This is a genomic window from Curtobacterium pomorum (assembly GCF_044497295.1).
Classification (GTDB): Bacteria; Actinomycetota; Actinomycetes; order Actinomycetales; family Microbacteriaceae; genus Curtobacterium.
Genome location: NZ_CP172409.1, coordinates 142,200 through 163,621, shown reverse-complemented (window position 1 = coordinate 163,621; position 21,422 = coordinate 142,200). Strand labels below are relative to the sequence as shown.

Here is a 21,422-nt window from a genome sequence, read left to right as displayed (position 1 = left end):
ACCAGGAGTGCAGACATGGCCGCGTACGACGTCGTCGTCGAGATCCCCAAGGGCAGCCGCAACAAGTACGAGGTGGACCACGAGACCGGTCGCGTCTACCTCGACCGCGTGCTGTTCACGTCGTTCGTCTACCCGACCGACTACGGCTTCTTCGAGAAGACCCTGGCCGACGACGGCGACCCCGTGGACGCGCTGCTGCTCCTCGAGTTCCCGACGTTCCCCGGCGTGGGCGTCAAGGTGCGCCCGGTCGGCGTCTTCAAGATGAGCGACGAGGCCGGCAAGGACGAGAAGGTCCTCGTGGTCCCCGCGAAGGACCCGCGCTGGACGCACATCCAGGACATCTCGGACGTCGACGAGCAGACGAAGGCCGAGATCGCGCACTTCTTCGAGCGCTACAAGGACCTCGAGCCGAACAAGTGGGTCAAGGCCGAGGGCTGGGGCGACGCCGCCGAGGCCGAGGCCATCGTGCAGGCCGGCCAGGCCGCGTACGTGCCCGCTGGTCACTGACGCTCCGCACGCGAACGGCGCCCGCTCTCCATCGGAGGGCGGGCGCCGTTCTGTCGGGCGGGGTCGGGGGGGTACCTGGTGGGATCGGGCGTACCTGGCCCGTTGATCCGGGCAGGTATGCCCGATCTCGCTTGCTACCGCGGCCGTTCTGGGAACGACCGGGCGCGGGCTAGAGGGAGCCGCTCGGGCGGGCGACGTAGGGCAGGAGCTGGCTCGGCGTCCAGACCGCCCGCTCGACCACGCCGACACCCGGTCGGGCCGCTTCGACCATCATCCCGTTGCCGGTGTAGATCGAGTCGTGGTAACCGCCTGACGCGGTTCCGTTCGACGAGTAGAAGAGGATGTCGCCGGGCTGGCGCTGCGAGAGCGGCACGAGGCGGCCGATCGATCCGAAGTAGTTGTACTGCCAGACGACGTTGTGCCCACCGGTCGCGATGCCCTGCGAGCTGTACGCCATCATGACGAGGCCGGAGCAGTCCCAGGTGTTCGGGCCGGCGCCGCCGAGGACGTAGGGCTTGCCGAGCTGCCCGCGGGCGTAGGAGATCGCACCGGCGGCCTTCGAGGGGCTGCTCGGGGCCGGCGCCGGGGTGGTGGGTGCGGGGGTGCTCGGCTTCGAGGGGGTGGGCGTGCTCGGCTTGGCGGGCGCGGGCGCGGGTGCGGGTGCGGGTGCGGCCGGCGTGCTCGGCTTCGACGGGGTGCTCGGACGCGACGGGGTGGTCGTGCCGCCGCCGGTACTCGGGCTCGTACCGGAGCCGGTGCTCGGGTTCGTGCCGCTGTTGGTGCCGCCGCCGTTGTTGTTGTTGTTGGTGGTGGTGCTGCCGCTGCCGCTGCTGTTGTTGGTGCTGCTGCTGCCGCCGCCGCTCGTCTGGGCCGCCAGGGCGGTCTCCGCCGCCTTGGCCTGCTGCGCACTCCAGTAGGCGCTCTCCGTCGCGACACTCGTGCCCTTGAGGTACGCGAGCTGGCGGAGGACCTCGTCCTGCTGGTCCTGCTGCTTCTGCACCCGGGCCTGGGCGTCGGCCGAGACGTCGTTGGCGGTGGCGAAGGCGGTCTTCGTCGCCTCGGTCGCCTTGCTCAGCGCCGTCGTGGCGACGGCCTGCTGGTCGGCGAGAGAGTCCACCGTCTTCTGGTCGGAGCGGGCCTGCGCGAGGATCGTCGCCGATCGCTCGGACAGGTGCGACATCGTGCCGACGCGGTAGAGCAGGTCCCCGGAGTCGGACGCGTCCGTGAGCATCGTCGTCGACAGGTCGCCGCCGCCCGTGCGGGACAGCTCGACCACGAGCGCGGCCACCTGACCAGCGGAGTCGTCCGCCTTGTCCTTCGCGCGCTTCGACTGCGCGGACAGGTCGGCGAGGGTGTCCTTCGCCTCCTGCTGCTGCGATGCGGCGAGGGCGTACGCCTGCCCGGCCTGCTGCTCGACGATGCCTGCGCGGTCCGCGGCGTCCTGCAGTGCGGTCAGCCGGTCGCTCAGCTCGTCCACCGTCTGCTGCGCGTCGGCGGCATCCGACTTCGCGGCCTTGACGTCGTCCCAGGACGGTGCCGACAGCGCGGCCTGGGCGGGTCCCGCGACGACGACCGACAGCCCGATGCCGAGCACGGCGACGGTGGCGATCCCGCAGGAGAACGAGCGAGCGGACAGGATCATGGCGGGGTCAACGCATCCCGGCTGCGCTGATGCTCATACCGAGATCCCCCGCGCTGCCATGAAGGGGACCGGGTCGACGGCAGCACCGTTGACCCGGGTCTCGAAGTGGAGGTGGCACCCGGTCGACCAGCCGGTCGAACCGATCTTGGCGATCTGCTGCCCAGCGGAGACGTGCTGGCCGTTCGCGACCATGATCCCGCCGTCGACGATGTGCCCGTAGGCCGTCGAGATGCCGCCGCCGTTGTCCAGGATGACCTCGTTGCCGTACCCGCCGCCGTTGCCCGCGAAGGTCACGGTGCCGTCGTGGGCGGCGTAGATCGGGGCGTAGCAGGCGGGAGCGAGGTCGACCCCGGCGTGCAGTGCCGTGTAGTGCGTGTACGGGTCGACACGGATGCCGTAGCCGCTCGTCTGGAAGCCGCCGGCCGGGCGGACCCACCCGGCCGAGTTGGCCGTCCCGCCGCCGGTGCCGCCCTGGCTCGTCGCCGCGGCCTTCGCGGCTGCCTTGGCCGCAGCCGCGGCGATGCGGGCCTGTCGTGCCTTCTCGGCGGCGACGCCCTTGCGGTAGTCGGCCTCGACCCCGCGCTGCTTCGTGGTGAGGGCGGTCAGCTGGGCCTCGAGCCGCGACTCGTTGTCGTTCTGGGCGTCGACGGCGGTCTGTGCCGCGTCGGCAGCACCCTGGGCCTGCTGCATCTTCGACTGGGCCGCGTCGGCGAGGTCGCCCAGGGCCGCCTTGGCCTTGTCCGCCTTGTCGGCCTGCGCCTGGGCGGTGCCGCGGTCCTGCGACGCCTGCGAGTAGATGCCGTCGGCCTGCTCGCTGAGCTTCGACATGGCGCCGAGCTCGTAGAGCAGGTCACCGGAGTCCGAGGGGTGCGTGAGGATGTCGGTCGTCACGTCGTTGGCGCTGGCCCGACCGAGCTGCGCGGCGAGCTGGCCGGCCTGCTCCTCGGACTGTGCGGCGGTCTGTTCGGCGTCGTCCGCCTGGGACTGGAGCGTCTTCTGCTCGAGCGTTGCCTCGTCGTACTTGTTCTGTGCGGCCTGGTAGGCCTCGCCGGCGGCCTGTGCGGCCTTCTGCTTGGCAGCGGCCTCGGACTCCAGGGTCGAGATGAGCGACTTGATCTCGGTGACCTTCGCCTGCTGGGCACTCGTCGAGGACTTGGCCTTCTGCACCTCGGACCAACTCGGGTAGCTCGCGGCGCTGGCCGACGTCGCCGGGGTGAGGACCGCGAGGGTGCTGCCGGCGAGCGCGACGGCGACCGCGGCGGCGACGAGGCGGCTGCGGTTGCGGAGGGAGAGCGAAGGTGAGGTCGACATGTATCTCGATTTCGTAACAGCGCGGCAAGGCTCACGCACGTAACACTGTTAACAGACGCAACAGTAACAACAGGTGTCGCAGCCCCGCAGCCCCTCGGACGAGGGGCGCGGAGCCGACGACGATGCTCGCACCGCAACCTCGACACCCGGTGCCGGACGGGCGCGACACGCCGGGAGTTCCGCGGGAACGGGGCCCGATTTGCGAACCCCCCGGGGCATCCGTATGCTTGTCCATCGGTAGCGCGAAGCACCACTTGCGGCCCTATCGTTTAGTGGCCTAGGACACCGCCCTTTCACGGCGGCAGCACGGGTTCGAATCCCGTTGGGGTCACTCTCCGAGTGAGCGAGCAAGTAGTACTGAGCAACACCACAGCAATTCAACATGGCCCTGTAGCGCAGCTGGTTAGCGTGCCGCCCTGTCACGGCGGAGGTCGCGGGTTCAAGTCCCGTCAGGGTCGCCACGGCTGGATAGCTCAGTTGGTAGAGCGTTCGACTGAAAATCGAAAGGTCCACGGATCGATGCCGTGTCCAGCCACCGGTGAAGGCCCCCTGCTTCGGCAGGGGGCCTTTTCCGTTGTCTGAGCCGTCTGACTTGGGGCGGCGCTAGGCCTCGCGGGTCTTCGGGCTGCTGTCGTTCGTCTTCGCCGGGTCGCGTTCGACCACGGAACCGAGGGCATCGTCGATCCGACTGAGCAGCTCCGCCGGGATCGTGACGCCGGCAGCACCCGCGTTGTCGTGCACCTGCTCCGGACGCGACGCCCCGATGATCGCACTCGCGACGTTCTCGTTCTGCAGCACCCAGGCGACGGCGAGCTGCGCCATCGACAGGTCGAGCTCCTTCGCGATCGGCTCGAGCTCCTGCACCGAGGACAGCACCTCGTCGCGCATGAACCGCTTGATCATGTCCGCGCCGCCCTTGTCGTCGGTGGCGCGTGAGCCCTCGGGCAGCGGCTGACCCGGCTTGTACTTGCCGGTCAGGACCCCCTGGGCGATCGGGGACCAGACGATCTGCGAGATGCCGAGCTCCTTCGAGGTCGGCACCACCTCTTCCTCGATGACGCGCCACAGCGCCGAGTACTGCGGCTGGTTCGAGATGAGCTGGAACCCGAGGTCCTTCGCCAGGGCGGCGCCGGCACGCAGCTGGTCCGCGGTCCACTCGCTCACGCCGACGTACAGGACCTTGCCCTGGCGCACGATGTCGGCGAACGCCTGCATCGTCTCCTCGAGTGGGGTCTCGTGGTCGAAGCGGTGCGCCTGGTACAGGTCGACGTAGTCGGTCTGCAGGCGGCCGAGCGAGCCGTCGATCGACTCGAGGATGTGCTTGCGGGACAGCCCGGTGTCGTTGTGACCCTTGGGCCCGGTCGGCCCGAACACCTTCGTGGCGATCTCGAGCGACTGGCGCCGCTCCCCCTTGAGCGCTTCGCCGAGGACGGTCTCCGCGCCGGTGTTGGCGTAGACGTCGGCGGTGTCGAACGTCGAGATGCCGACCTCGAGGGCGGCCTTGACGCAGGCGATCGCCGCGTCGTTCTCGACCTGGGATGCGTGGGTGAGCCAGTTGCCGTAGGTGATCTCGGAGACCTTGAGGCCCGAGTTGCCGAGGTAGCGGTACTCCATGTGCGTGTCACTCCTGTCGTGGCCGCGTCGATGCGGCTCGACCCGTGACGGTAGTCCGACGTCGTCGCCGCGTTCTCGGCAACGCGGCGCGGCGCTGTACGCTGATGTTTCAGGAGCGGTGGGGGAAGACGAAACCCCGGCGATGTGGCTTGAGCCAGTGATCGTTCCGGGGTCTTCGCCGACAACGGTAGCAGGCAGGGGCGAGATGCAGGAAGACGAGCTTGAACGGCTGATCACCCCTGAGCGGCTCCGCTCGTACACCGAGCAGACAGGGTCCGCGACCAGTGCGTTGCGGCTGTACGAGTGGAACATGCGAGCCGCGGCCTCGGTCTTGGAGATCACCGGCGCCGTGGAGGTGTTCGCGCGCAACGCGCTCGACCGCGAACTCCGCGCCTGGGCGGCGGCTCGCACCGGGGCGCCCTGGTTCGACATCGCCCCGTTGGACGTTCGCGGACGTACTGACCTTGCGAAGGCACGGGCGCGCGCGAGTCGTGACGGACGTCGCGACGAAGTCCACGGAAGGGTGATCGCGGAACTCAGCTTCGGGTTCTGGCGCTACCTCGTCGAGTCGCGGTACCTGACCGCGCTGTGGACGCCTGCGCTCCACGGGGCCTTCCCCAACGGACCCGCAGACTCATTGACCCGTCAACGCGAGGTCCGGCGTCGACTGCAGCAGCTGCACTTCGTCCGCAACCGGGCTGCGCACCACGAGCCCATCCACGCGCGAGACCTGCAGCGGGACCACGATTACGCGGTCGAGCTGCTCGGCTGGATCAGCCCGCACGCGGCGAGCTGGGCTGCAGAGACCACCTCGCTGCACGTCGTGCTCCGCGCCCGCCCCGACGTGGGGGTGCAGGATCGGTAGGAGTGCGGCACGGAGAGGTGCCGCCGGAAGCGAGGGAGCATCCATGACCGGAGCGAGCGTGTTGTTCATCGGCGGGAGCGGCGTGATCAGCGCCTCCTGCGTGCGGGAGGCGACGGAACAGGGCCACGACGTCACGGTCCTGAACCGTGGGACCACCGGGGGCAGGCCGATCCCGGAGGGTGTGACGCGCCTCCAGGCCGATGTGTCGGACCGCAGCGCCCTGGCGGACGCACTCGGCGACCGCCACTTCGACGTCGTCGTGAACTGGATCGCCTTCACGCCGGACCAGGTGCAGGCCGACGTCGACTTCTTCGCCGGGCGGACGCGGCAGTACGTGTTCATCAGCTCGGCCTCGGCGTACCAGACGCCGGCGACGCACCTGCCGATCACGGAGTCGACGCCGCTGAAGAACCCGTACTGGCAGTACTCGCGGGACAAGATCGCGTGCGAGGAACTCCTGATGGCGGCGTACCGGGAACAGGACTTCCCGGTGACGATCGTGCGGCCGTCGCACACCTACGACGAGACGAAGCTGCCCCTGACCGGTGGGTGGACCGCCGTGGCGCGGATGCGAGCCGGCAAGCCGATCATCATCACCGGGGACGGCAGCTCGCTCTGGACGCTGACGCACAGCCGTGACTTCGCGGTCGGGTTCACGGGGCTCCTCGACCGTGCCGAGGCGATCGGTGAGGCGTTCACGATCACGAGCGACGAGGCACCGACGTGGAACGCCATCGCGCACGAGATCGCGGCAGCGGCGGGCGTCGACGACCTGCGGATCGTGCACGTGCCGGCGGATGCGATCAACGCGGTGGATCCGGAGTGGGGTGCGGCGCTGCTCGGCGACAAGGCGAACAGCTCGGTGTTCGACAACAGCAAGGTCCGGTCGCTCGTGCCGTGGTATCGGCCGCGGACGCCCTACCGGCAGGGGGTCCGCGAGGTCATCGCCTGGTACGAGGCGCACCCCGAGGAGCAGGTCGTCGACGAGCGGCTCGACACCCTGATGGACGAGCTAGCGGCGCGCTGGGCTGTGTGACGGGCCGGAACCAGGTTCCGGACACAGCACCACGGAAGAGCGCGGTGTCGTGTCCGGAACCTGGTTCCGCGGACGGACCGAACGGTCAAGCGCGCGCAGCCAGGACGTCCGCCAGCGTCCCGATCGCTGTGCGCAGCTCGTCGTCGGTGACGACCAGGGGCGGGGCGAAGCGGATCGTCGACCCGTGGGTGTCCTTCACGAGGAGCCCGCGGTCGGCCAGGTCCTTGGAGATCTCCTTGCCGGTGCCGAGCGCGGGGTCGATGTCGATCCCGGCCCAGAGTCCGGCGACGCGGTGCGCAACGACCCCGGAACCGAGCAGGTCGTCGAGCAGTCCGCGCAGCAACGGTTCGCCGTCGAGGGCGCGCTGCTGGAACGTGCCCTCGCCGAGCATCGCGACGACCTCGGCCCCGACGGCAGCGGCGAGCGGGTTGCCGCCGAAGGTCGAACCGTGCTCACCGGGACGCAGCACCCCGAGGACGGACGCCGAGCCGACGACCGCGGACACCGGGACGATCCCGCCGCCGAGCGCCTTGCCGAGCGTGATGAGGTCGGGTCGGACCCCGACGCGCTGCACGGCGAGGGTGTGACCGGTGCGGCCGAGACCGGACTGGATCTCGTCGGCGACGAACAGCGCACCGAACTCGTCGCAGACCTGCCGGACCTCAGGGAGGTACGACGCCGGCGGGATGACCACGCCGCCCTCGCCCTGGATCGGCTCGAGCAGGACGGCGACGACGGTCTCGTCCATGGCCGCACGCAGAGCCTCGGCATCGCCGTACGGCACGGTGCGGAAGCCGGGCGTGAACGGCCCGAAGTCGTCGTGGGCGGAGGGGTCGTCGGAGAACGAGATGATCGTGGTGGTGCGCCCGTGGAAGTTGCCGGACGCCACGATGATGGTCGCGCGGTCCGCGGGGACACCCTTCACCCGGTAACCCCAGGCGCGGGACACCTTGATCGCGGACTCGACGGCCTCGGCACCGGTGTTCATCGGCAGGACCATCTCGGTCTCCGTCAACGCCGCCAGTGCCGTGGCGAACGGCCCGAGCTGGTCGTTCACGAACGCCCGGCTCGTCAGCGTGACCCGGTCGAGCTGCGCCCGTGCGGCGTCCAGCAGCCGGGGGTTGCCGTGGCCGAAGTTCACCGCCGAGTACGCGGCGAGACCGTCCAGGTACTGCTTGCCGTCGACGTCGGTGACGGTCGCTCCGGCACCCGACGCGATGACGACGGGCAGCGGGCTGTAGTTGTGTGCGAGGGCGCGGTCCTCGACGGCGAGCGCCGCCGCGGTGTTGACCCCGAGCGACGCTGCCGCCGCCATCAGCTGACCCCGAGCGAACGCGCGACCGAGGTGCCGGTGCCGACCGGGTGCAGGTCGAGCGTGCAGCACTTCACGCCGCCACCGCCGAGCAGGAGCTCGGACAGGTCGACGCCGATCGGGTTGTAGCCCTTCTCCTTCAGCTGCTCGGCGAACCGAACAGCCCGGGCGGCGATCACGACGTTGTACCCGTCGGAGTAGGAGTTCAGGCCGAGGATCGCGGCGTCCTCTTCCGTGGCGATGATCGCGTCCGGGAAGCGCTCGCGCAGGATCGCCAGCGAGGGCTCGTCGAAGGCGCTCTCGAGGTACGCGATGTTGCTGGTGCCGTCAGCGGCGGGCTCGGGGTCGAGCACGGCGATGGCGGTGTCGAGGTGGTAGAAGCTCGGGTTGATGAGCTTGAGGGTGACGACCTCGCGGCCGTAGATCGTCGCGAGCTCGTCGTGCGAGGTGCTGTCCGACCGGAAGCCCGTGCCGGCGTAGATCGTGTTGCCGATGAGCAGGAAGTCGCCCTCGCCCTCGTTGGTCTGCTCCGGCTCGGCGACGGTCAGGCCGGCCTGACGGAACCAGTCCATGTACGCCGGGCCCTCGGGCTGGCGCTCGGGGTACTGGAACTTCGCGCCGTACGCGATGCCGTCGAGGACGAACCCGCCGTTGGCCGCGTAGACCATGTCCGGCAGGCCGTCGATGGGGTCGATGTACGAGATGTCGAAGCCGAGCTGCTCGTACACGTCGACGAGCGTCTGCCACTGGGCGACGGCCTTCGACGTGTCGGTCGGCTCCTCCGGGTGCATCCACGGGTTGATCCGGTAGCTCACCGTGTAGAAGTCCGGCTTGCACATCAGGATCGTCCGCTTGGTGGCGGTGCGGGCCGGTGCATCGGTGGTCGAGGGTGCGGTGTTCGACATCAGTCCTCCTGAGAAGGGACCGGGGCCCGAGCCTGCCAGGAACCGAAACGGAACGAAGGAGAGGTGCTCCGGCGAGATGCAGGCTCACTCGCCGTAGCGGACCAGGTCGACGCCACGACGATCCTGACACAGACCGTCCGGCAAGTGCAGCACCGGCGGCAAAGCGCCGTGGCACCCGTTCGGGTGACGCACGTTTCGTGCGTCCGACCTGCCGACCTCGCAAGAAGTCCGCGTACGATGGGTGCAATGGATTCGCTCGACCACCGCATCCTGGATCAACTCCGGGACAACGCCCGCGCCGGCTACGGCGACATCGGGTCGGTGGTCGGACTCTCGGCATCGGCCGTCAAGCGCCGTGTCGACCGGCTCGTCGGCGACGGTGTCATCCAGGGCTTCACGATCAAGGTCGACCCCGCCGTCGAGGACCGCGGGACCGAGGCCTGGGTCGAGCTGTACTGCCGCGGCACCGTCTCCCCCGACGAACTCCGGGCCCTGCTCGACACCGTGCCGGAGGTCATCGACGCCGGCACGGTCACGGGGAGCGCCGACGCCGTCGTGCACATGCGCTCGAAGGACCTGTCCGCGCTGGAAGAAGCGCTCGACAAGGTCCGCCTCGCACCGCAGGTGGACCACACGCGGTCCGCGATCGTGCTCTCCAAGCTGGTCAGTCGCGACACCGCGTAACGTCCGGCAGATGGCACGGAACACGACCGGGAGGCGCGGATCACCGCCCACGGGATCGCGCCCGGCCCGACGGCTGGTCACCGCTGCGAGCGTCGCCTACGTCGCGAACTGCCTCTGGGGCACCGCGGTCGCCGTCCGGCTGATCCGGACCAAGAAGCTCCGCGTCGTGCACCACGGACTGTTCGTCGTGACCGCGACACTCACCGGGGCCGCCGCGACGACCCCCCTGTGGACCCGTGACCGTTCGGCGCTGTTCCTGCTGCCCGCACTCGTCCCCCTCGCACTCGCGCCACGCACGAACCCGCGCTCCGGAGCACACTGGAAGACCGCGGTGGCCGCCGCGCCGTCCTACCTGGGGGCGCTGCTGGTGCGGCGTCGACCGTGACGACGAGACACGAGGGGAAGCAGTGGAGCTCTTCGAGGCCATCCGACGCCGCCGGACCACGAACGGGGCGTTCCTGCCCGATCCGGTGTCCGAGGAACACCAACGGCTCCTCATGGAGCTCGCCGGCCGGGCCCCGTCGCAGCTGAACAGCCAGCCGTGGCGCTTCGTCCTGGTCGAGGAGCGCGACACGATCGACCGCGTCGCCGCGATCAGCGGCAGCTCGATGACCCGCACCATGGCCGAGGGGACGTTCTTCGAGCGGTACAAGCCGTACTTCCGGTTCTCGCAGGCCGAGATGGACGAGCGGCGCGACGGCATGCTGTTCGACAAGCTGCCCGGGCCGCTCCGGCCGTTCACGAAGCAGGTGTTCACGAAGCGCGGGCAGCTGCTCATGAACACGCTCCGGGTACCGCAGAGCCTCGGTGAGGAGAACCGGAAGCTCGTCGCCGGGTCGCCGCTGCTGATCGGCGTGATGCTCGACCGCCACGAGTACCGGAAGGAGGAGCTGTCCGGCTTCTACTCGGTGTTCAGCATGGGCGCGGCGATGGAGAACATCTGGCTCGCGACGACCGAGCTCGGCCTGGGGATCCAGTTCGTGTCCTTCCCGATGGAGACCCCTGGCGCCTGGGCGGAGATCGAGGGGTTGCTCCGTGTGCCCGAGTCGCTCGAGCTGATGGCCGTCTACCGGATCGGGTACCTGCCACCGGAACGACGACGTCCGGCCATCGACTGGACGTCGAGCGAGCGGAAGCGACCCTCGCAGTACGTGTTCCGCGACACATGCGACACCCCGCAGCAGGGGTGGGACGACGCGTCCGTCGCACCCCACATCGAACCGGAGGCGACCACATCGTGACCGACACCCGACCCACCCAGAGCACCCCGGGCCTCCAGGCCGTCGCCCCCGGCCTGCCGGGCCGCCCCTGGATCTCGCAGGACTGGCTCGACGTCGTCTTCGTGCACTGGCGCGTCGACTTATCAGCGGTGGCCCCGCTGCTGCCGGCCGGCACCCGGCCCGACACGATGGCGCTCGACGGGACCGACGACGGGGTGACCACCTGGGTGGGCCTCATCGCGTTCCGGTTCGAGGACACCCGGTTCCCGCCCCTCGGGGCGCTCGGGCGGACCGGCTCGATCGGCGACTTCGTCGAGGTGAACGTCCGCGTCTACACGGTCGACGAACAGGGCCAGCACGGCGTCGTGTTCCTGTCGCTCGACGCCGGCAAGCTCCTGCCGACGCTCGGCGCACGCGTGGCCACCGGGCTGCCCTACTGGTGGGCGGACGCCAAGTCACGGAGCGGCGACGGCCGCGTCGGGTACGCGATGCGGCGGCACGGGACCCACCTGCGGTCCCTGGTCGACGTGCGGGTCGGCGACGAGCTCGCCGAGCCGAGTGCGCTCGAGACGTTCCTCACCGCGCGGTGGGGCATGCACGTGCACCGGGCCGGGCGGACACGGTTCTGGCCGAACGAGCACGACGCGTGGCCGTTGCACCGGGCCTCGGTGGTGTCGCTGCGGGACGACCTGGTCGGCGCCGCCGGGCTGCCCTTCGGGCTGACCGAGCTGGAGCCGGACTCGGTGCTCTACTCGCCGGGGGTCACGACGCGGTTCGGTCGGGGACGCTGAGGCCGCCGGGCATCAGTCGTGGGGTGACCTACGCGCGACGACGAACTGGTGCACGGCCACAACGGCGCTGATCACCCCGAAGGCCGCACCGAACGTCCAGAAGGTGCTCCGGGAGTCGGGGAGATCAGGGAGCGTCAGGCCGAGGACCGCCAGGACGACGCAGCACACGGCGACCGCGAGTGCTGTCCACGCGACGACGAGGTGATCGATCCGCGGCACGGAGCGAGCGAAGCGGAACGCCGTCGGAACGCCGGCGACCGCACCGAACAGGGCGCCGAAGGGGAACCCGACGGTCAGGGTGGTGACCGAGACGATGCCGACGCTCCCGACCGCCACGACCACGCGGGTGACGTGGCACCGCCACGAGGCGTCGCGGCTCTGCTCGTCGTACGCGTGCCGACCCGTCACGAACAGGGCAACGGCACCGGCGGTCGTCACCACCGCGGCGGACACCCCGACGACGAGCGCCAACGCACCACCGAAGGCGATGCCGAGCGCGACGTGTGCGGCAGCGAGGAGCAGGACGAGCACCGGGTACGTCCAGACCTCGAGCGGCCGGGTCGGTGTGTTCAGGACCCAGCCGGGCGGTGCCTCCTCGGCGGTGCCGTCGGTCTCGGGGTCGCGAGCGTCCACGTGGCCAGCATGGCCGGTCGGTGCCGGCCTGGTCCAGGGCCGTCGCTTCGGGGGACACCGGCTGAGTGGTGCACGGCCGACCGCAGGTACAAGGGAGCCATGACTCGAGTGGCAGTGGTGACCGGTGGATCCGCAGGACTGGGACGGGCGACCGTCCGGGAGCTCGCCGCGCGGGGGTGGGACGTCGCCGTCCTCGCCCGCGGGCAGGAGGGCGTCGACGCCGCGGTCGCCGAGGTCGAGGCCACCGGACGCCGTGGACTGGCGCTGGTCGCCGACGTGTCCGACCGTGCGGCGGTCGAGGCGGCGGCGGACCGCGTCGAGCAGGAACTCGGGCCGATCGACCTGTGGGTGAACGGCGTGATGGTCGGAGTGTTCGGCAAGTTCCTGGACACCGCGCCAGAGGACTTCGAACGGGCCCTCAACGTCACCTACCTCGGCTTCGTCAACGGCACCCGCGCCGCGCTCTCGCGGATGGTGCCCCGCGGTCAGGGGCACGTCGTCCAGGTCGGATCCGCGCTCGGCTTCCGCGGCATCCCGCTGCAGGCCGCGTACTGCGGCGCGAAGCACGCGATCGTCGGGTTCACCGAGTCCGTCGTCTCCGAGCTGCTCGAACAGGGCAGCAAGGTGAAGGTCTCGCGGGTGGACATGCCCGCGCTGAACACGATCCAGTTCGGGTGGGTGAAGTCGAAGCTGCCGCACCACCCGCAGCCGGTCGCCCCGATCTACCAGCCCGAGGTCGGCGCCCGCGCGATCGCTGCCGTCGCCGAGCGCCCTCGCCGTCGCACCTGGGTCGGTGAGTCGACGGTCTACACGATCCTCGGCAACCGGATCAGCGGACGCTTCGCCGACTGGTACGCCGCCAAGACGCTCGTCTCCGGGCAGCAGGCGCCGGACAAGGACGGCCTCGAGCTGCAGGACAACCTGTACGAGCCGGTGCCGGGCGACCACGGTGCGCACGGCGTGTTCGACGAGTCGGCACACGCCTGGTCGCCGCAGACCTGGTGGGTGGAGCACCGGCGGATGGGCAACGGGATCATCGGGGCGGCGATCGGTGCAGTCGGAGCCGTCGCACTCGTGGCAGGACGACGACGATGACGCGCCGTGCACGAGCGGGGGCGTCGCCGGTCGAGCTGGGCCGAGCGGTCCTCGGGCTCTGGCATCTGAGCCGCTCGTTCCGGCGACGCGACCAGGCCGTGCTGCACGGCGTGCTCGGCGTCCGGCAGCTCGCGCAGGCCGCACTCGTCGCACGCGCCGGCACCGGGAACGCGCACACGCTCAGCGCCCTCGTCGACGCGGCACACGGCGCGACGATGGTCCCGCTCGCCCTCGACCCGCAGCGCCGCCGGTTCGCCCTGCAGCAGGTGTGGATCGCCGCGGCACTCACCGTCGCCGAGGTGGCCGTCGTCGGACGTGGCGGTCGCCGCTGACGCCTGTCAGAGGTGCTCGGTAGCGTCCGGGACATGAGCACCACCTACTCCGTCGCGTCCTCGATGGACGGCTTCGTGGCCGCACCCGACGACGACCTCGACTGGCTGCTGCAGTTCGGCTTCGAGCCGTTCCAGGAGCACCACGACCGGTTCTTCGCGGGCATCGGCGCGATCGTCATGGGCTCGACCACGTACGAGTGGTTGCTCGAGCACGACGACACGTGGGCGTACCCGGACCTGGCGACGTGGGTGTTCACCACGCGCGACCTGCCGGTGCCGGACGGCGCCGAGGTGCACTTCGTCTCGGGCGAGGTCGCGGACCACCAGGCCGACCTCGAACGGGCAGCCGGCGAGCGCGACGTCTGGGTCGTCGGCGGTGGACTGCTCGCTGCCCAGTACCAGCAGGCCGGGCTGCTCGACGAGCTCCGCGTCACCGTGATGCCGGTGGCGCTCGGTGCCGGCGCACCACTCCTGCCGGTCGCCGCGCCGACCCCGGTGTTCGAGCTGGTCGGGACGACGCCCTTCACCGGCGGCGCCGTGGAACTGCACTACCGGTCCGCAGCCACCACGGCGTAGCGTCCGCGGCATGAGCGACAACGAGCAGACCGAGCCCGTCATGGACGGCGCAACCGAGGCCACGAACCACGAGAAGCTGCACGGCCTGATCGAACAGGTCGACCACGACCACCACGGCGAGGGTGCCGGGGCGATGGCCGACCACCTGCGCGACCGGATGGACGAGACCGGCGTCGAGGACGAAGAGGCCGGCGACGTCGAGGACTGACCCGAGCCGGGGACGTCAGACGCGCAGGTCGGCGAAGTCCGCGTCGACGTCGCCGAACCGGTGGGCGGTGATCGAGACCGACTGCTCACGGATGAACGGGAGCATCTCGATCAACCCGGCCTCGACCACCGGGGCGTCGTGGATCGCGACGTCGATGCTCGCCCCGAGGGCTTCCTCGAGTGCCAGGGCGTCGCCGCCGATCAGCCGGATGCGCGCCCCGGGACCACCGAACGCCGTGTGCACGGGCCGGACCTGGTCCTGCGCGAGCATGTCCCCGAGCGCGTCGACGGGCTCATCGTCCTCACCACTCGTCCAGTTCGCCTGGAACACGGCACCGGACGATGCCCGGGCGTGGAAGTCCTGGTCGGACTCGACTAGGTGGTCGACGACGTCCAGCGGCGACCGGCTCGAGGCGAACAGCTGGGTGAGCGGGCCGGGCAACGGACGGGCGGTGCTGAGCAGGACGTGGGCGCGGGCAGCCGTGGCGGCGACGAGTGCGCGGACGAGGTCACCCGCCGAGGCGTCCTCCGACTGCCGCACGATGACGGACTGCGGTCGGTGACGCAGGACGTTCCGCTGCACCACGAGCCCCGACAGGTCGTGCGAGCCGCCGTAGAGCTCTTCGCGCGCCCGGACGTCGCTCAGCGCACCGGCGCGCACCTGGTCGAACTCCTCGAACGACAGTCCGCTGCGCGCGGCCTCGATGACCGCGGTCACGCGTGGCGGCAGCCCGTGCAGCTGGATGCTCTTGTGCACGGTGCGCGGGACCGGCTCCCACCGCCCGAGCGTCGCGACGTACATCGGACCGCCCGCCTTCGTGCCGGTGCCCACCGACGACCGCTTCCAGCCGCCGAACGGCTGCCGGCCGACGACCGCGCCGGTGATGCCGCGGTTCACGAACAGGTTGCCGGCGCGCACGCTGGCGAGCCAGTCCGCGACTTCGTCGGCGTCGAGCGAGTGGATGCCCGCCGTCAGGCCGTAGTCGGTGCCGTTCTGGATCGCGATGGCCTGCTCGAGCGTCTCGGCGCGCATGATGCCGAGCACCGGACCGAAGTACTCGGTCTGGTGGAAGTCGCTGCCCGGGCGGACGCCGTCGCGGATGCCGGGCGACCAGAGCCGCCCGGAGTCGTCGAGGGCCGTCGGCTGCACGAGCCAGGACTCCCCCGGCCCGAGCTCGGTCAGGCCCTGGCGCAGCTTGCCCTCGGGCTCGGCGATCACCGGGCCGACCTGCGCGGTGGGGTCGTCGGGCCAGGCGACGCGGAGCGTGCGCGTGGCGTCGACGAGCTGCCGACGGAAGCGCTCGCTCTCGCCGACCGTGCCGACCAGGACCACCAGGGACGCCGCCGAGCACTTCTGGCCGGCGTGCCCGAAGGCGGACTGCACGATGTCCTGCACCGCGAGGTCGATGTCGGCGCTCGGTGTGACGACGATCGCGTTCTTGCCGCTCGTCTCGGCGCTGAGCGGCAGTCCTGCGCGCCACCAACGGAACGACCGCGCGGTGTCGGCCGAACCGGTCAGGATGATGCGGTCGACGGCGGGGTGCCCGACGAGGTCTCGGCCGAGTTCGTCCTCGGCCAGGTCGACGAGCTGCAGCAAGGAGTGCGGCACACCGGCGTCCCAGAGCACGTCGGCCAGCAGCGCACCGCTCCGCTTCGCCTCGGGTGCCGGCTTGAGGACGACACCGCTGCCCGCGGCGAGCGCCGCCAGCACCCCGCCGGCGGGGATCGCGACGGGGAAGTTCCACGGCGGCACGACGACGGTCAGGCGCGGCGGGACGTAGCGGGCGCCTTCGATGTCGCCGAGGCGACGGGCTCGTTCGGCGTAGTAGTGGGCGGCATCCACGGCCTCGGTGACCTCGGTGTCGGCCTCGGAGAACGTCTTGCCGGTCTCCGCCGCCATCACCTCGATCAGGTCGGCGCGGCGGGTCTCGAGTTCGTGCCCGATCAGGTCGAGGAGCTCGGCGCGGTCGGAGGGGTCCTGCCGCCCCCAGTTCACGCCGGCCTGGGCGGTGCGGGCCATGATCCGTTCGAGCTTGGAGCGGTCGGCGACCTTGGCCCCGCGGATCGTCTGCGCGCCGAGCTGGGAGCGTGGCACCCGCCGGAGGACGTCGAGCGCCCACGCGCGGTTGGCGGGGACGGAGGGATCGGTGTCCGGGGCGTTCCGGAACGCGTCGCGCAGCACGGGTTGGCCGAGCGCCCGGTGGCGGTCCTGGGTGCGGTGCGTCGCTGGTACCGACTCGTCGAGGGCCGCGACCGAGGCCAGGTACCGGCCGTGTTCACGGTCGAACACGCTGGCGTCGTGGTCGATGTCGGACGCTGCGGCGATGAAGTTCTCGGGGCTCGCGCTCTCCTGCAGCCGTCGGGCCAGGTACGCGATGGCGGAGTCGAACTCCTCCGGCTGCACCACGGGTGTGTAGAGCAGGATCTGGCCGACGTCGGCGCGGACGGCGTCGGCGTGCGTGGACGCCATGCCGAGCAGCATCTCGACGTCGATCGCGTCGGTCACCCCGCGGCGCTGGGCGAGCACCCATGCGGTCGCCAGGTCGAACAGGTTGTGCCCGGCGACACCGATCCGGACGGCGTCGGTGCGCTCCGGGGTCAGCGCGGCGTCGAGCATGCGCAGGTAGGCGCTGTCGGTCTCGCGCTTGCTGCCCCAGGTGGCGAGCGGCCAGTCGTGCACGATCGCGTCGACGTGCTCCATCGCCAGGTTCGCGCCCTTGACGAGCCGCACCTTGATCGGAGCGCCGCCCCGGGCCCGGCGCTCCTGCGCCCAGGCCGTCAGGGACTCGAGCGCTCCCGCGGCGTCGGGCAGGTAGGCCTGCAGCACGATGCCGGCCTGCAGCCCCGCGAACTCGTCGCGGTCGAGCAGGGTCCGGAACACCGCGAGGGTGACGTCGAGGTCGCGGTACTCCTCCATGTCCAGGTTGATGAACTTCGCCTGGCCGCCGGACGCCAGCGGGGCTGCCGCCGACCGGTACAGCGGCACGAGTCGGTCGACGACCCGCTCGACCGTCTGGTCGAACGCCCACATCGACATCTGGGGCACGACCGAGCTGACCTTGATCGACACGTAGTCGACGTCGTCGCGGGCGAGCAGGTCCATCGTCCCCTGCAGCCGGCGGTCGCTCTCGGCGCTGCCGAGCACGGCTTCACCGAGCAGGTTCACGTTGAGTCGGGTGCCCGGTCCGCCGACCTTCGCGAGCGCCGGACCGAGCTTCGCCGTGCTCGCATCGATGACCAGGTGACCCGTCATCCGGCGCAGGATCCGGCGAGCGGTCGGGATGACCGCCCACGGCGCCATCGTCGCGAACCCACCGCCGAGCGTCACCGCACCGCGCAGGTACCAGGCGAGGAAGTCGGGGACGTCGCGGCTGACCTGCTCGAGGTTGCGGGCGGCGACCCGGGGGTCCTCGGGGCGGATGACCTTGTCGACGAAGCTGCGCGTGAAGTCGAGGCCACGCTCGTCCCGCAGGGCTTCGGCGAGGCGAGCGGCACCGGCATCCGGCTTCGCCCCGGCGGACGCCGCCAGCCACCGGCGGACCAGCGCAACGGCATCGTCGGTGCAGTCCTGGAGGCGGGCGCTCGGCATGCTCCGATCGTATGCCGCACCTCCGACCTCACCTTGGAGCGCGCCGCACGTCGGCCAGGAGTCATCCGGACGGATGAAGTCAGCCGAAGACCCGGATCAGTTCCGGCAGCATGAGCAGCACCGGCAACACCGAGAAGACGGAGATGACCGCGCCCGCGACGATTCCCGTGATCGCGAGACCGCGTCCGGCCTCACCCGTCCGCCGCAGCTGCGGCAGCGCGATGAGCCCCACGACGACCCCGCCGATGGGGACCGCGAAACCCAGCACCAGCGCGATGATCGCCAGGGTGTTCGTCGGGCGGATGGGTGCCGTCGGCGGCGGCGCGGAGGGGTTCGTCATGCGGGTTCCTGTCTCGTCGGGCCGAGCGCTGCACGGCCCGGTCATCGTACGGGCGGGCCGGATCGGTCCGCAGCGCCCCGTTCGGGTCATCCGGACGGACGAAACCCGCGGCGACGGGGTCGGTCGGCCCCCACCGTGGATACGCTGAAGGAATGTCGACGCAGGGCAAGGACGGCCACGACTGGGCGACGTGGGACGCCTACCACGACGTCTGGCGACGCCTCGACCGAGCGCTCGACCAGGCCGTCCAGGCGGGTGCCGGCATCTCCATCCCCGAGTTCGAGATCCTGATCGGCCTGCACCGGGAGCCGGACCACCGGCTGCGCGTCCGCGACATCGCCGCCGGCATCGGCTGGGAGAAGTCGCGCGTCAGCCACCAGGTCACGCGCATGGTCTCCCGTGGCCTGGTCAGCCGCGCCGACTGCCCGACCGACGGCCGCGGCAGCTGGGTGGAGATGACCCCCGACGGCCGTCGCGCGGTCCTCGCCGGCATCCGTGCGCACACCGGTGCGCTGGAAGACCTGTTCTGGAGGCCCGTGGGGACCGACGCGGACACGCTCCGGTCCGTCAGTGCGCGCGTCCAGGACGCGATCGGCCCCGACGTGTCGGACGACGCCGTCTCCGGCTGACTGTCCGCGCGCGTCCGCCGAGGACTCCCCCGGGCGCTTCCGCCGAGGTTCCACGACTCGCCGCCCGTGGAGCGCCGAGGTTCCACGAACCGCCGTGAGTCGCGCCCAGATGCCGAGATTTCGGAACCTCGGGGCCGAAGGCGGGAAGGCGGGAGGGCGGGAGGGCGGAGGGCGGAGGGCGCGGGACGGACGGGCTCGGTCAGAGGTCGACGACGGCGAGGGCGCCCTGTTCGCCGCGGAGCCGCACCTGCACGCTCGCGATGTCGTCGCGCGGGATGTCCGTCGACGCCGACAGCCCCTTCGCGTCCTCGCCGGCGGCCGTCCACGAGCCGACGATCTGCGTGGAGCCGTCGGACCGCACCACGACCAGGTCGTACATGACCGAGCCGTCCGCCGCCCACTCCTTGCCGCCGTACGAGCAGCCCCAGTCGAAGCGGGTGCCCCACTGTTCGCCGCTGACGGCCAGGTCGACGTCGAGTCCTTGGGCGCCGGTCATGTCGTACCGGTCCGCGGTCGCCGATGCCGAGACGTCGCGTCCGGCCTGCGCCGTGCCGCGGTCCCCTGCCGTGCCGACGGCGAGCCCGCCGAGCACGGCGGCGACCACCGCGAGCCCCGCGGTGGCGGCGACCCAGACCCGGCGACGGCGGCGGCGGTGTCGAACGCGGTGCGCGACGGAGGCGAGGGTGCTCTCGGAACCGGTGTCGGGCCTCCCGTCCGGTTCCGCGATCTCGATCGCCTGGTCGGCCGGCAGCTTGGCGAGCAGACCGGGCAGGCCGACCAGCTCGGCGACGGCGGCCGTGCAACGGTCGCACGTCTCCAGGTGCCGCTCGTACTCGAGCCGCTCGTCCGGGGACAGGGACCCGAGCACGTACGCCGCATCCCATTCTGCGTAGCGGTCGTCGCTCATCGGGTCACTCCTCGTTCCTGCAGCGCGAGCCGCAGGGCTCGCAGCCCGTAGTGCAACCGCGACTTCGCGGTGCCCTCGGGGATGTCGTGTCGTCGTGCGATCTCCGGCACCGTGTGGCCGAGCCAGTAGGCGTCCACCACCACGCGACGGTGGTCCGGCGAGAGCGACGCGAGGGCGTCGGCCACGACGATGCGGTCGAGGACGGCGTCGGTGCGGTCCGACTCCGCGCGGTCGACCGGGTGTTCCGTCCCGAGCTCTCGGCGGTTCCGGGCGGACCGGGCATCATCGACGACGAGGTTGCGCGCCACGGTGAACAACCAGGCGCGTGCACTGTCCGGCGCGCGTTCCAGCACCGCCGGCCGCTGCCAGGCGCGGACCATGGTCTCCTGCACGACGTCCTCGACCGCCGAGCCGTCCCGCGTCAGGTGCCGGACGTACCGGGTGAGCGCGTCACCGTGCTCGCGGTACAGCGTCGCGAGCAGCTCGTCGGCGGAACGGCTCGTCACGGTCACTTCTGCAGGTCGAGGGAGAACTCGACGGAGCCCTTCCCGTCCACGGTGACGAAGCCGAGCGAGGGGGCCTTCACGCCGTAGTCGGCGAACGTGATCGGCACCGAACCGGCGACCTGCACGGTTCCGCCCTCGCCGACGGCGACCTGCGCGTCGGCGGTGACGGCCTTCGTGACGCCGTGCAGGTCCATCGTGCCGGTCAGGGCGACGTCCTGCTTGCTGCCGTCGAGCGCCTTCGAGACATCGACGGGCTTCGTGAGGGTGAACGTCGCCGTGGGGAACCGGTCCGTCTCGAGGGCGGTGTCCCGGAAGTAGGCGTCGCGCGCGGATTCGGGGGTGGAGATCTTCGCGACCTGGACCGTGACGGTCGCCTTCGCGAGGGAGCCGCCGTCGACCTCGGCGGTGCCCTCGACGTCCTTCGTGCGTCCGACCACGTTCACATCATTCCCCTGCAGGACCTCGTGCACCCGGTAGCCGGCGTACGAACCACTCTGGCTGGTCCAGGTGCCGTCGGCGTCCGCCGCGTCCAGGCTGGCGGACGACGTCGCCTGCAACGAGGGGGCCGCAGCGGCCTGCCCGTTGACGGTGTTCGCGTAGATGGACGGGCCGGCGATGACGGCGGCGGCCGCGATGACCACGACGCCGGTGGAGATGCCGATGATGACCTTGGTGCGTGTGCGGAGTCCCATACCCCGTCAACGAGGTTGCCCGGTGGATC

At 71.0% G+C, this 21,422-nt stretch carries 23 protein-coding genes and 3 tRNA genes; 15 read left to right on the top strand and 11 right to left on the bottom strand.

The window, feature by feature from the left end; all coding sequences use genetic code 11:
• The first annotated feature begins 15 nt into the window (after window positions 1-15).
• Window positions 16-507 carry an inorganic diphosphatase gene (locus tag ACGH48_RS00795; RefSeq protein WP_111086931.1) on the top strand — a complete coding sequence of 164 codons (492 nt, stop codon included), beginning with the start codon at window positions 16-18 and terminating at the stop codon, window positions 505-507.
• Between the two features lie 169 nt (window positions 508-676).
• On the opposite strand, the gene ACGH48_RS00790 is transcribed toward ACGH48_RS00795, so the two are convergent.
• Window positions 677-2,149: an NlpC/P60 family protein gene (locus ACGH48_RS00790; protein ID WP_396289827.1), complete on the bottom strand. Its 1,473-nt coding sequence runs from the start codon at window positions 2,147-2,149 to the stop codon at window positions 677-679.
• Between the two features lie 33 nt (window positions 2,150-2,182).
• Window positions 2,183-3,460 carry a peptidoglycan DD-metalloendopeptidase family protein gene (locus ACGH48_RS00785; protein ID WP_396289826.1) on the bottom strand — a complete coding sequence of 426 codons (1,278 nt, stop codon included), beginning with the start codon at window positions 3,458-3,460 and terminating at the stop codon, window positions 2,183-2,185.
• 258 nt (window positions 3,461-3,718) lie between these two features.
• Here ACGH48_RS00785 and ACGH48_RS00780 point away from each other — a divergent pair.
• The 3 genes from ACGH48_RS00780 to ACGH48_RS00770 all read left to right on the top strand — a co-directional run bounded on the left by ACGH48_RS00780 (window position 3,719) and on the right by ACGH48_RS00770 (window position 3,995).
• Window positions 3,719-3,791: transfer RNA gene (locus ACGH48_RS00780), tRNA-Glu, on the top strand.
• A 53-nt stretch (window positions 3,792-3,844) separates the two neighbouring features.
• Window positions 3,845-3,921 (top strand) — tRNA-Asp (locus ACGH48_RS00775).
• A gap of 1 nt (window position 3,922) precedes the next feature.
• Window positions 3,923-3,995 (top strand) — tRNA-Phe (locus tag ACGH48_RS00770).
• Between the two features lie 68 nt (window positions 3,996-4,063).
• Here the strand turns inward: ACGH48_RS00770 and ACGH48_RS00765 are convergent.
• On the bottom strand, window positions 4,064-5,074 hold the full coding sequence (locus tag ACGH48_RS00765) for an aldo/keto reductase family protein (RefSeq protein ID WP_396289825.1): 1,011 nt from the start codon (window positions 5,072-5,074) through the stop codon (window positions 4,064-4,066).
• A 118-nt stretch (window positions 5,075-5,192) separates the two neighbouring features.
• Here ACGH48_RS00765 and ACGH48_RS00760 point away from each other — a divergent pair, with 118 nt between their 5' ends.
• Window positions 5,193-5,939 (top strand): hypothetical protein, encoded by a 747-nt coding sequence (locus ACGH48_RS00760; protein ID WP_396289824.1) that lies wholly within the window; start codon window positions 5,193-5,195, stop codon window positions 5,937-5,939.
• Window positions 5,940-5,982: 43 nt separating this feature from the next.
• Window positions 5,983-6,975, top strand: coding sequence for an NAD-dependent epimerase/dehydratase family protein (locus ACGH48_RS00755; protein WP_396289823.1), 993 nt, complete (start codon window positions 5,983-5,985; stop codon window positions 6,973-6,975).
• Window positions 6,976-7,060: 85 nt separating this feature from the next.
• Here ACGH48_RS00755 and rocD read toward each other — a convergent pair whose 3' ends face one another.
• Together rocD and ddaH are read right to left on the bottom strand one after the other, a co-directional pair.
• The gene (rocD, locus tag ACGH48_RS00750) at window positions 7,061-8,290 is read right to left on the bottom strand and encodes an ornithine--oxo-acid transaminase (protein ID WP_396289822.1); all 1,230 of its coding nucleotides are present in this window, start codon (window positions 8,288-8,290) and stop codon (window positions 7,061-7,063) included.
• Window positions 8,290-9,192 carry a dimethylargininase gene (ddaH, locus tag ACGH48_RS00745; protein WP_123311049.1) on the bottom strand — a complete coding sequence of 301 codons (903 nt, stop codon included), beginning with the start codon at window positions 9,190-9,192 and terminating at the stop codon, window positions 8,290-8,292. The genes rocD and ddaH overlap by 1 nt, the downstream gene beginning before the upstream one ends.
• Before the next feature lie 246 nt (window positions 9,193-9,438).
• Here ddaH and ACGH48_RS00740 point away from each other — a divergent pair, with 246 nt between their 5' ends.
• From ACGH48_RS00740 to ACGH48_RS00725, 4 genes are read left to right on the top strand one after another with little or no spacing between them, the layout of a single operon-like run.
• Window positions 9,439-9,876, top strand: coding sequence for an Lrp/AsnC family transcriptional regulator (locus ACGH48_RS00740; RefSeq protein WP_111083794.1), 438 nt, complete (start codon window positions 9,439-9,441; stop codon window positions 9,874-9,876).
• A gap of 10 nt (window positions 9,877-9,886) precedes the next feature.
• A complete protein-coding gene (locus tag ACGH48_RS00735; RefSeq protein WP_123311051.1) occupies window positions 9,887-10,261 on the top strand; it encodes a hypothetical protein in 375 nt (124 codons plus the stop codon).
• Window positions 10,262-10,283: 22 nt separating this feature from the next.
• The gene (locus ACGH48_RS00730; RefSeq protein WP_396289821.1) at window positions 10,284-11,117 is read left to right on the top strand and encodes a nitroreductase family protein; all 834 of its coding nucleotides are present in this window, start codon (window positions 10,284-10,286) and stop codon (window positions 11,115-11,117) included.
• A complete protein-coding gene (locus tag ACGH48_RS00725) occupies window positions 11,114-11,887 on the top strand; it encodes a YqjF family protein (RefSeq protein ID WP_396289819.1) in 774 nt (257 codons plus the stop codon). The genes ACGH48_RS00730 and ACGH48_RS00725 overlap by 4 nt, the downstream gene beginning before the upstream one ends.
• Before the next feature lie 12 nt (window positions 11,888-11,899).
• Here ACGH48_RS00725 and ACGH48_RS00720 read toward each other — a convergent pair whose 3' ends face one another.
• Complete coding sequence (locus ACGH48_RS00720) at window positions 11,900-12,520, bottom strand: hypothetical protein (protein ID WP_396289818.1); 621 nt, start codon at window positions 12,518-12,520, stop codon at window positions 11,900-11,902.
• A gap of 99 nt (window positions 12,521-12,619) precedes the next feature.
• Between ACGH48_RS00720 and ACGH48_RS00715 the strand changes: the two genes are divergently transcribed.
• From ACGH48_RS00715 to ACGH48_RS00700, 4 genes are read left to right on the top strand one after another with little or no spacing between them, the layout of a single operon-like run.
• Window positions 12,620-13,615: an SDR family oxidoreductase gene (locus ACGH48_RS00715; RefSeq protein ID WP_396289817.1), complete on the top strand. Its 996-nt coding sequence runs from the start codon at window positions 12,620-12,622 to the stop codon at window positions 13,613-13,615.
• Window positions 13,612-13,947: a hypothetical protein gene (locus ACGH48_RS00710; RefSeq protein WP_396289816.1), complete on the top strand. Its 336-nt coding sequence runs from the start codon at window positions 13,612-13,614 to the stop codon at window positions 13,945-13,947. The genes ACGH48_RS00715 and ACGH48_RS00710 overlap by 4 nt, the downstream gene beginning before the upstream one ends.
• A gap of 33 nt (window positions 13,948-13,980) precedes the next feature.
• Complete coding sequence (locus ACGH48_RS00705) at window positions 13,981-14,523, top strand: dihydrofolate reductase family protein (protein ID WP_396289815.1); 543 nt, start codon at window positions 13,981-13,983, stop codon at window positions 14,521-14,523.
• 10 nt (window positions 14,524-14,533) lie between these two features.
• Window positions 14,534-14,731 carry a hypothetical protein gene (locus ACGH48_RS00700; protein WP_123311065.1) on the top strand — a complete coding sequence of 66 codons (198 nt, stop codon included), beginning with the start codon at window positions 14,534-14,536 and terminating at the stop codon, window positions 14,729-14,731.
• Window positions 14,732-14,746: 15 nt separating this feature from the next.
• Here the strand turns inward: ACGH48_RS00700 and ACGH48_RS00695 are convergent, their stop codons facing one another.
• On the bottom strand, window positions 14,747-18,319 hold the full coding sequence (locus ACGH48_RS00695; protein ID WP_396289814.1) for a bifunctional proline dehydrogenase/L-glutamate gamma-semialdehyde dehydrogenase: 3,573 nt from the start codon (window positions 18,317-18,319) through the stop codon (window positions 14,747-14,749).
• 79 nt (window positions 18,320-18,398) lie between these two features.
• Window positions 18,399-18,659, bottom strand: coding sequence for a DUF4190 domain-containing protein (locus ACGH48_RS00690; protein WP_185021264.1), 261 nt, complete (start codon window positions 18,657-18,659; stop codon window positions 18,399-18,401).
• 152 nt (window positions 18,660-18,811) lie between these two features.
• Here ACGH48_RS00690 and ACGH48_RS00685 point away from each other — a divergent pair, with 152 nt between their 5' ends.
• Window positions 18,812-19,288 (top strand): MarR family winged helix-turn-helix transcriptional regulator, encoded by a 477-nt coding sequence (locus tag ACGH48_RS00685; RefSeq protein ID WP_123311071.1) that lies wholly within the window; start codon window positions 18,812-18,814, stop codon window positions 19,286-19,288.
• Between the two features lie 199 nt (window positions 19,289-19,487).
• Here the strand turns inward: ACGH48_RS00685 and ACGH48_RS00680 are convergent, their stop codons facing one another.
• From ACGH48_RS00680 to ACGH48_RS00670, 3 genes are read right to left on the bottom strand one after another with little or no spacing between them, the layout of a single operon-like run.
• Window positions 19,488-20,195, bottom strand: coding sequence for an anti-sigma factor family protein (locus ACGH48_RS00680; RefSeq protein WP_396289813.1), 708 nt, complete (start codon window positions 20,193-20,195; stop codon window positions 19,488-19,490).
• Window positions 20,192-20,707, bottom strand: coding sequence for a sigma-70 family RNA polymerase sigma factor (locus tag ACGH48_RS00675; RefSeq protein WP_123311076.1), 516 nt, complete (start codon window positions 20,705-20,707; stop codon window positions 20,192-20,194). Before ACGH48_RS00675 ends, ACGH48_RS00680 begins: the two co-directional genes overlap by 4 nt.
• A complete protein-coding gene (locus ACGH48_RS00670) occupies window positions 20,704-21,393 on the bottom strand; it encodes a YceI family protein (protein ID WP_396289812.1) in 690 nt (229 codons plus the stop codon). Before ACGH48_RS00670 ends, ACGH48_RS00675 begins: the two co-directional genes overlap by 4 nt.
• Window positions 21,394-21,422 lie beyond the last annotated feature (29 nt).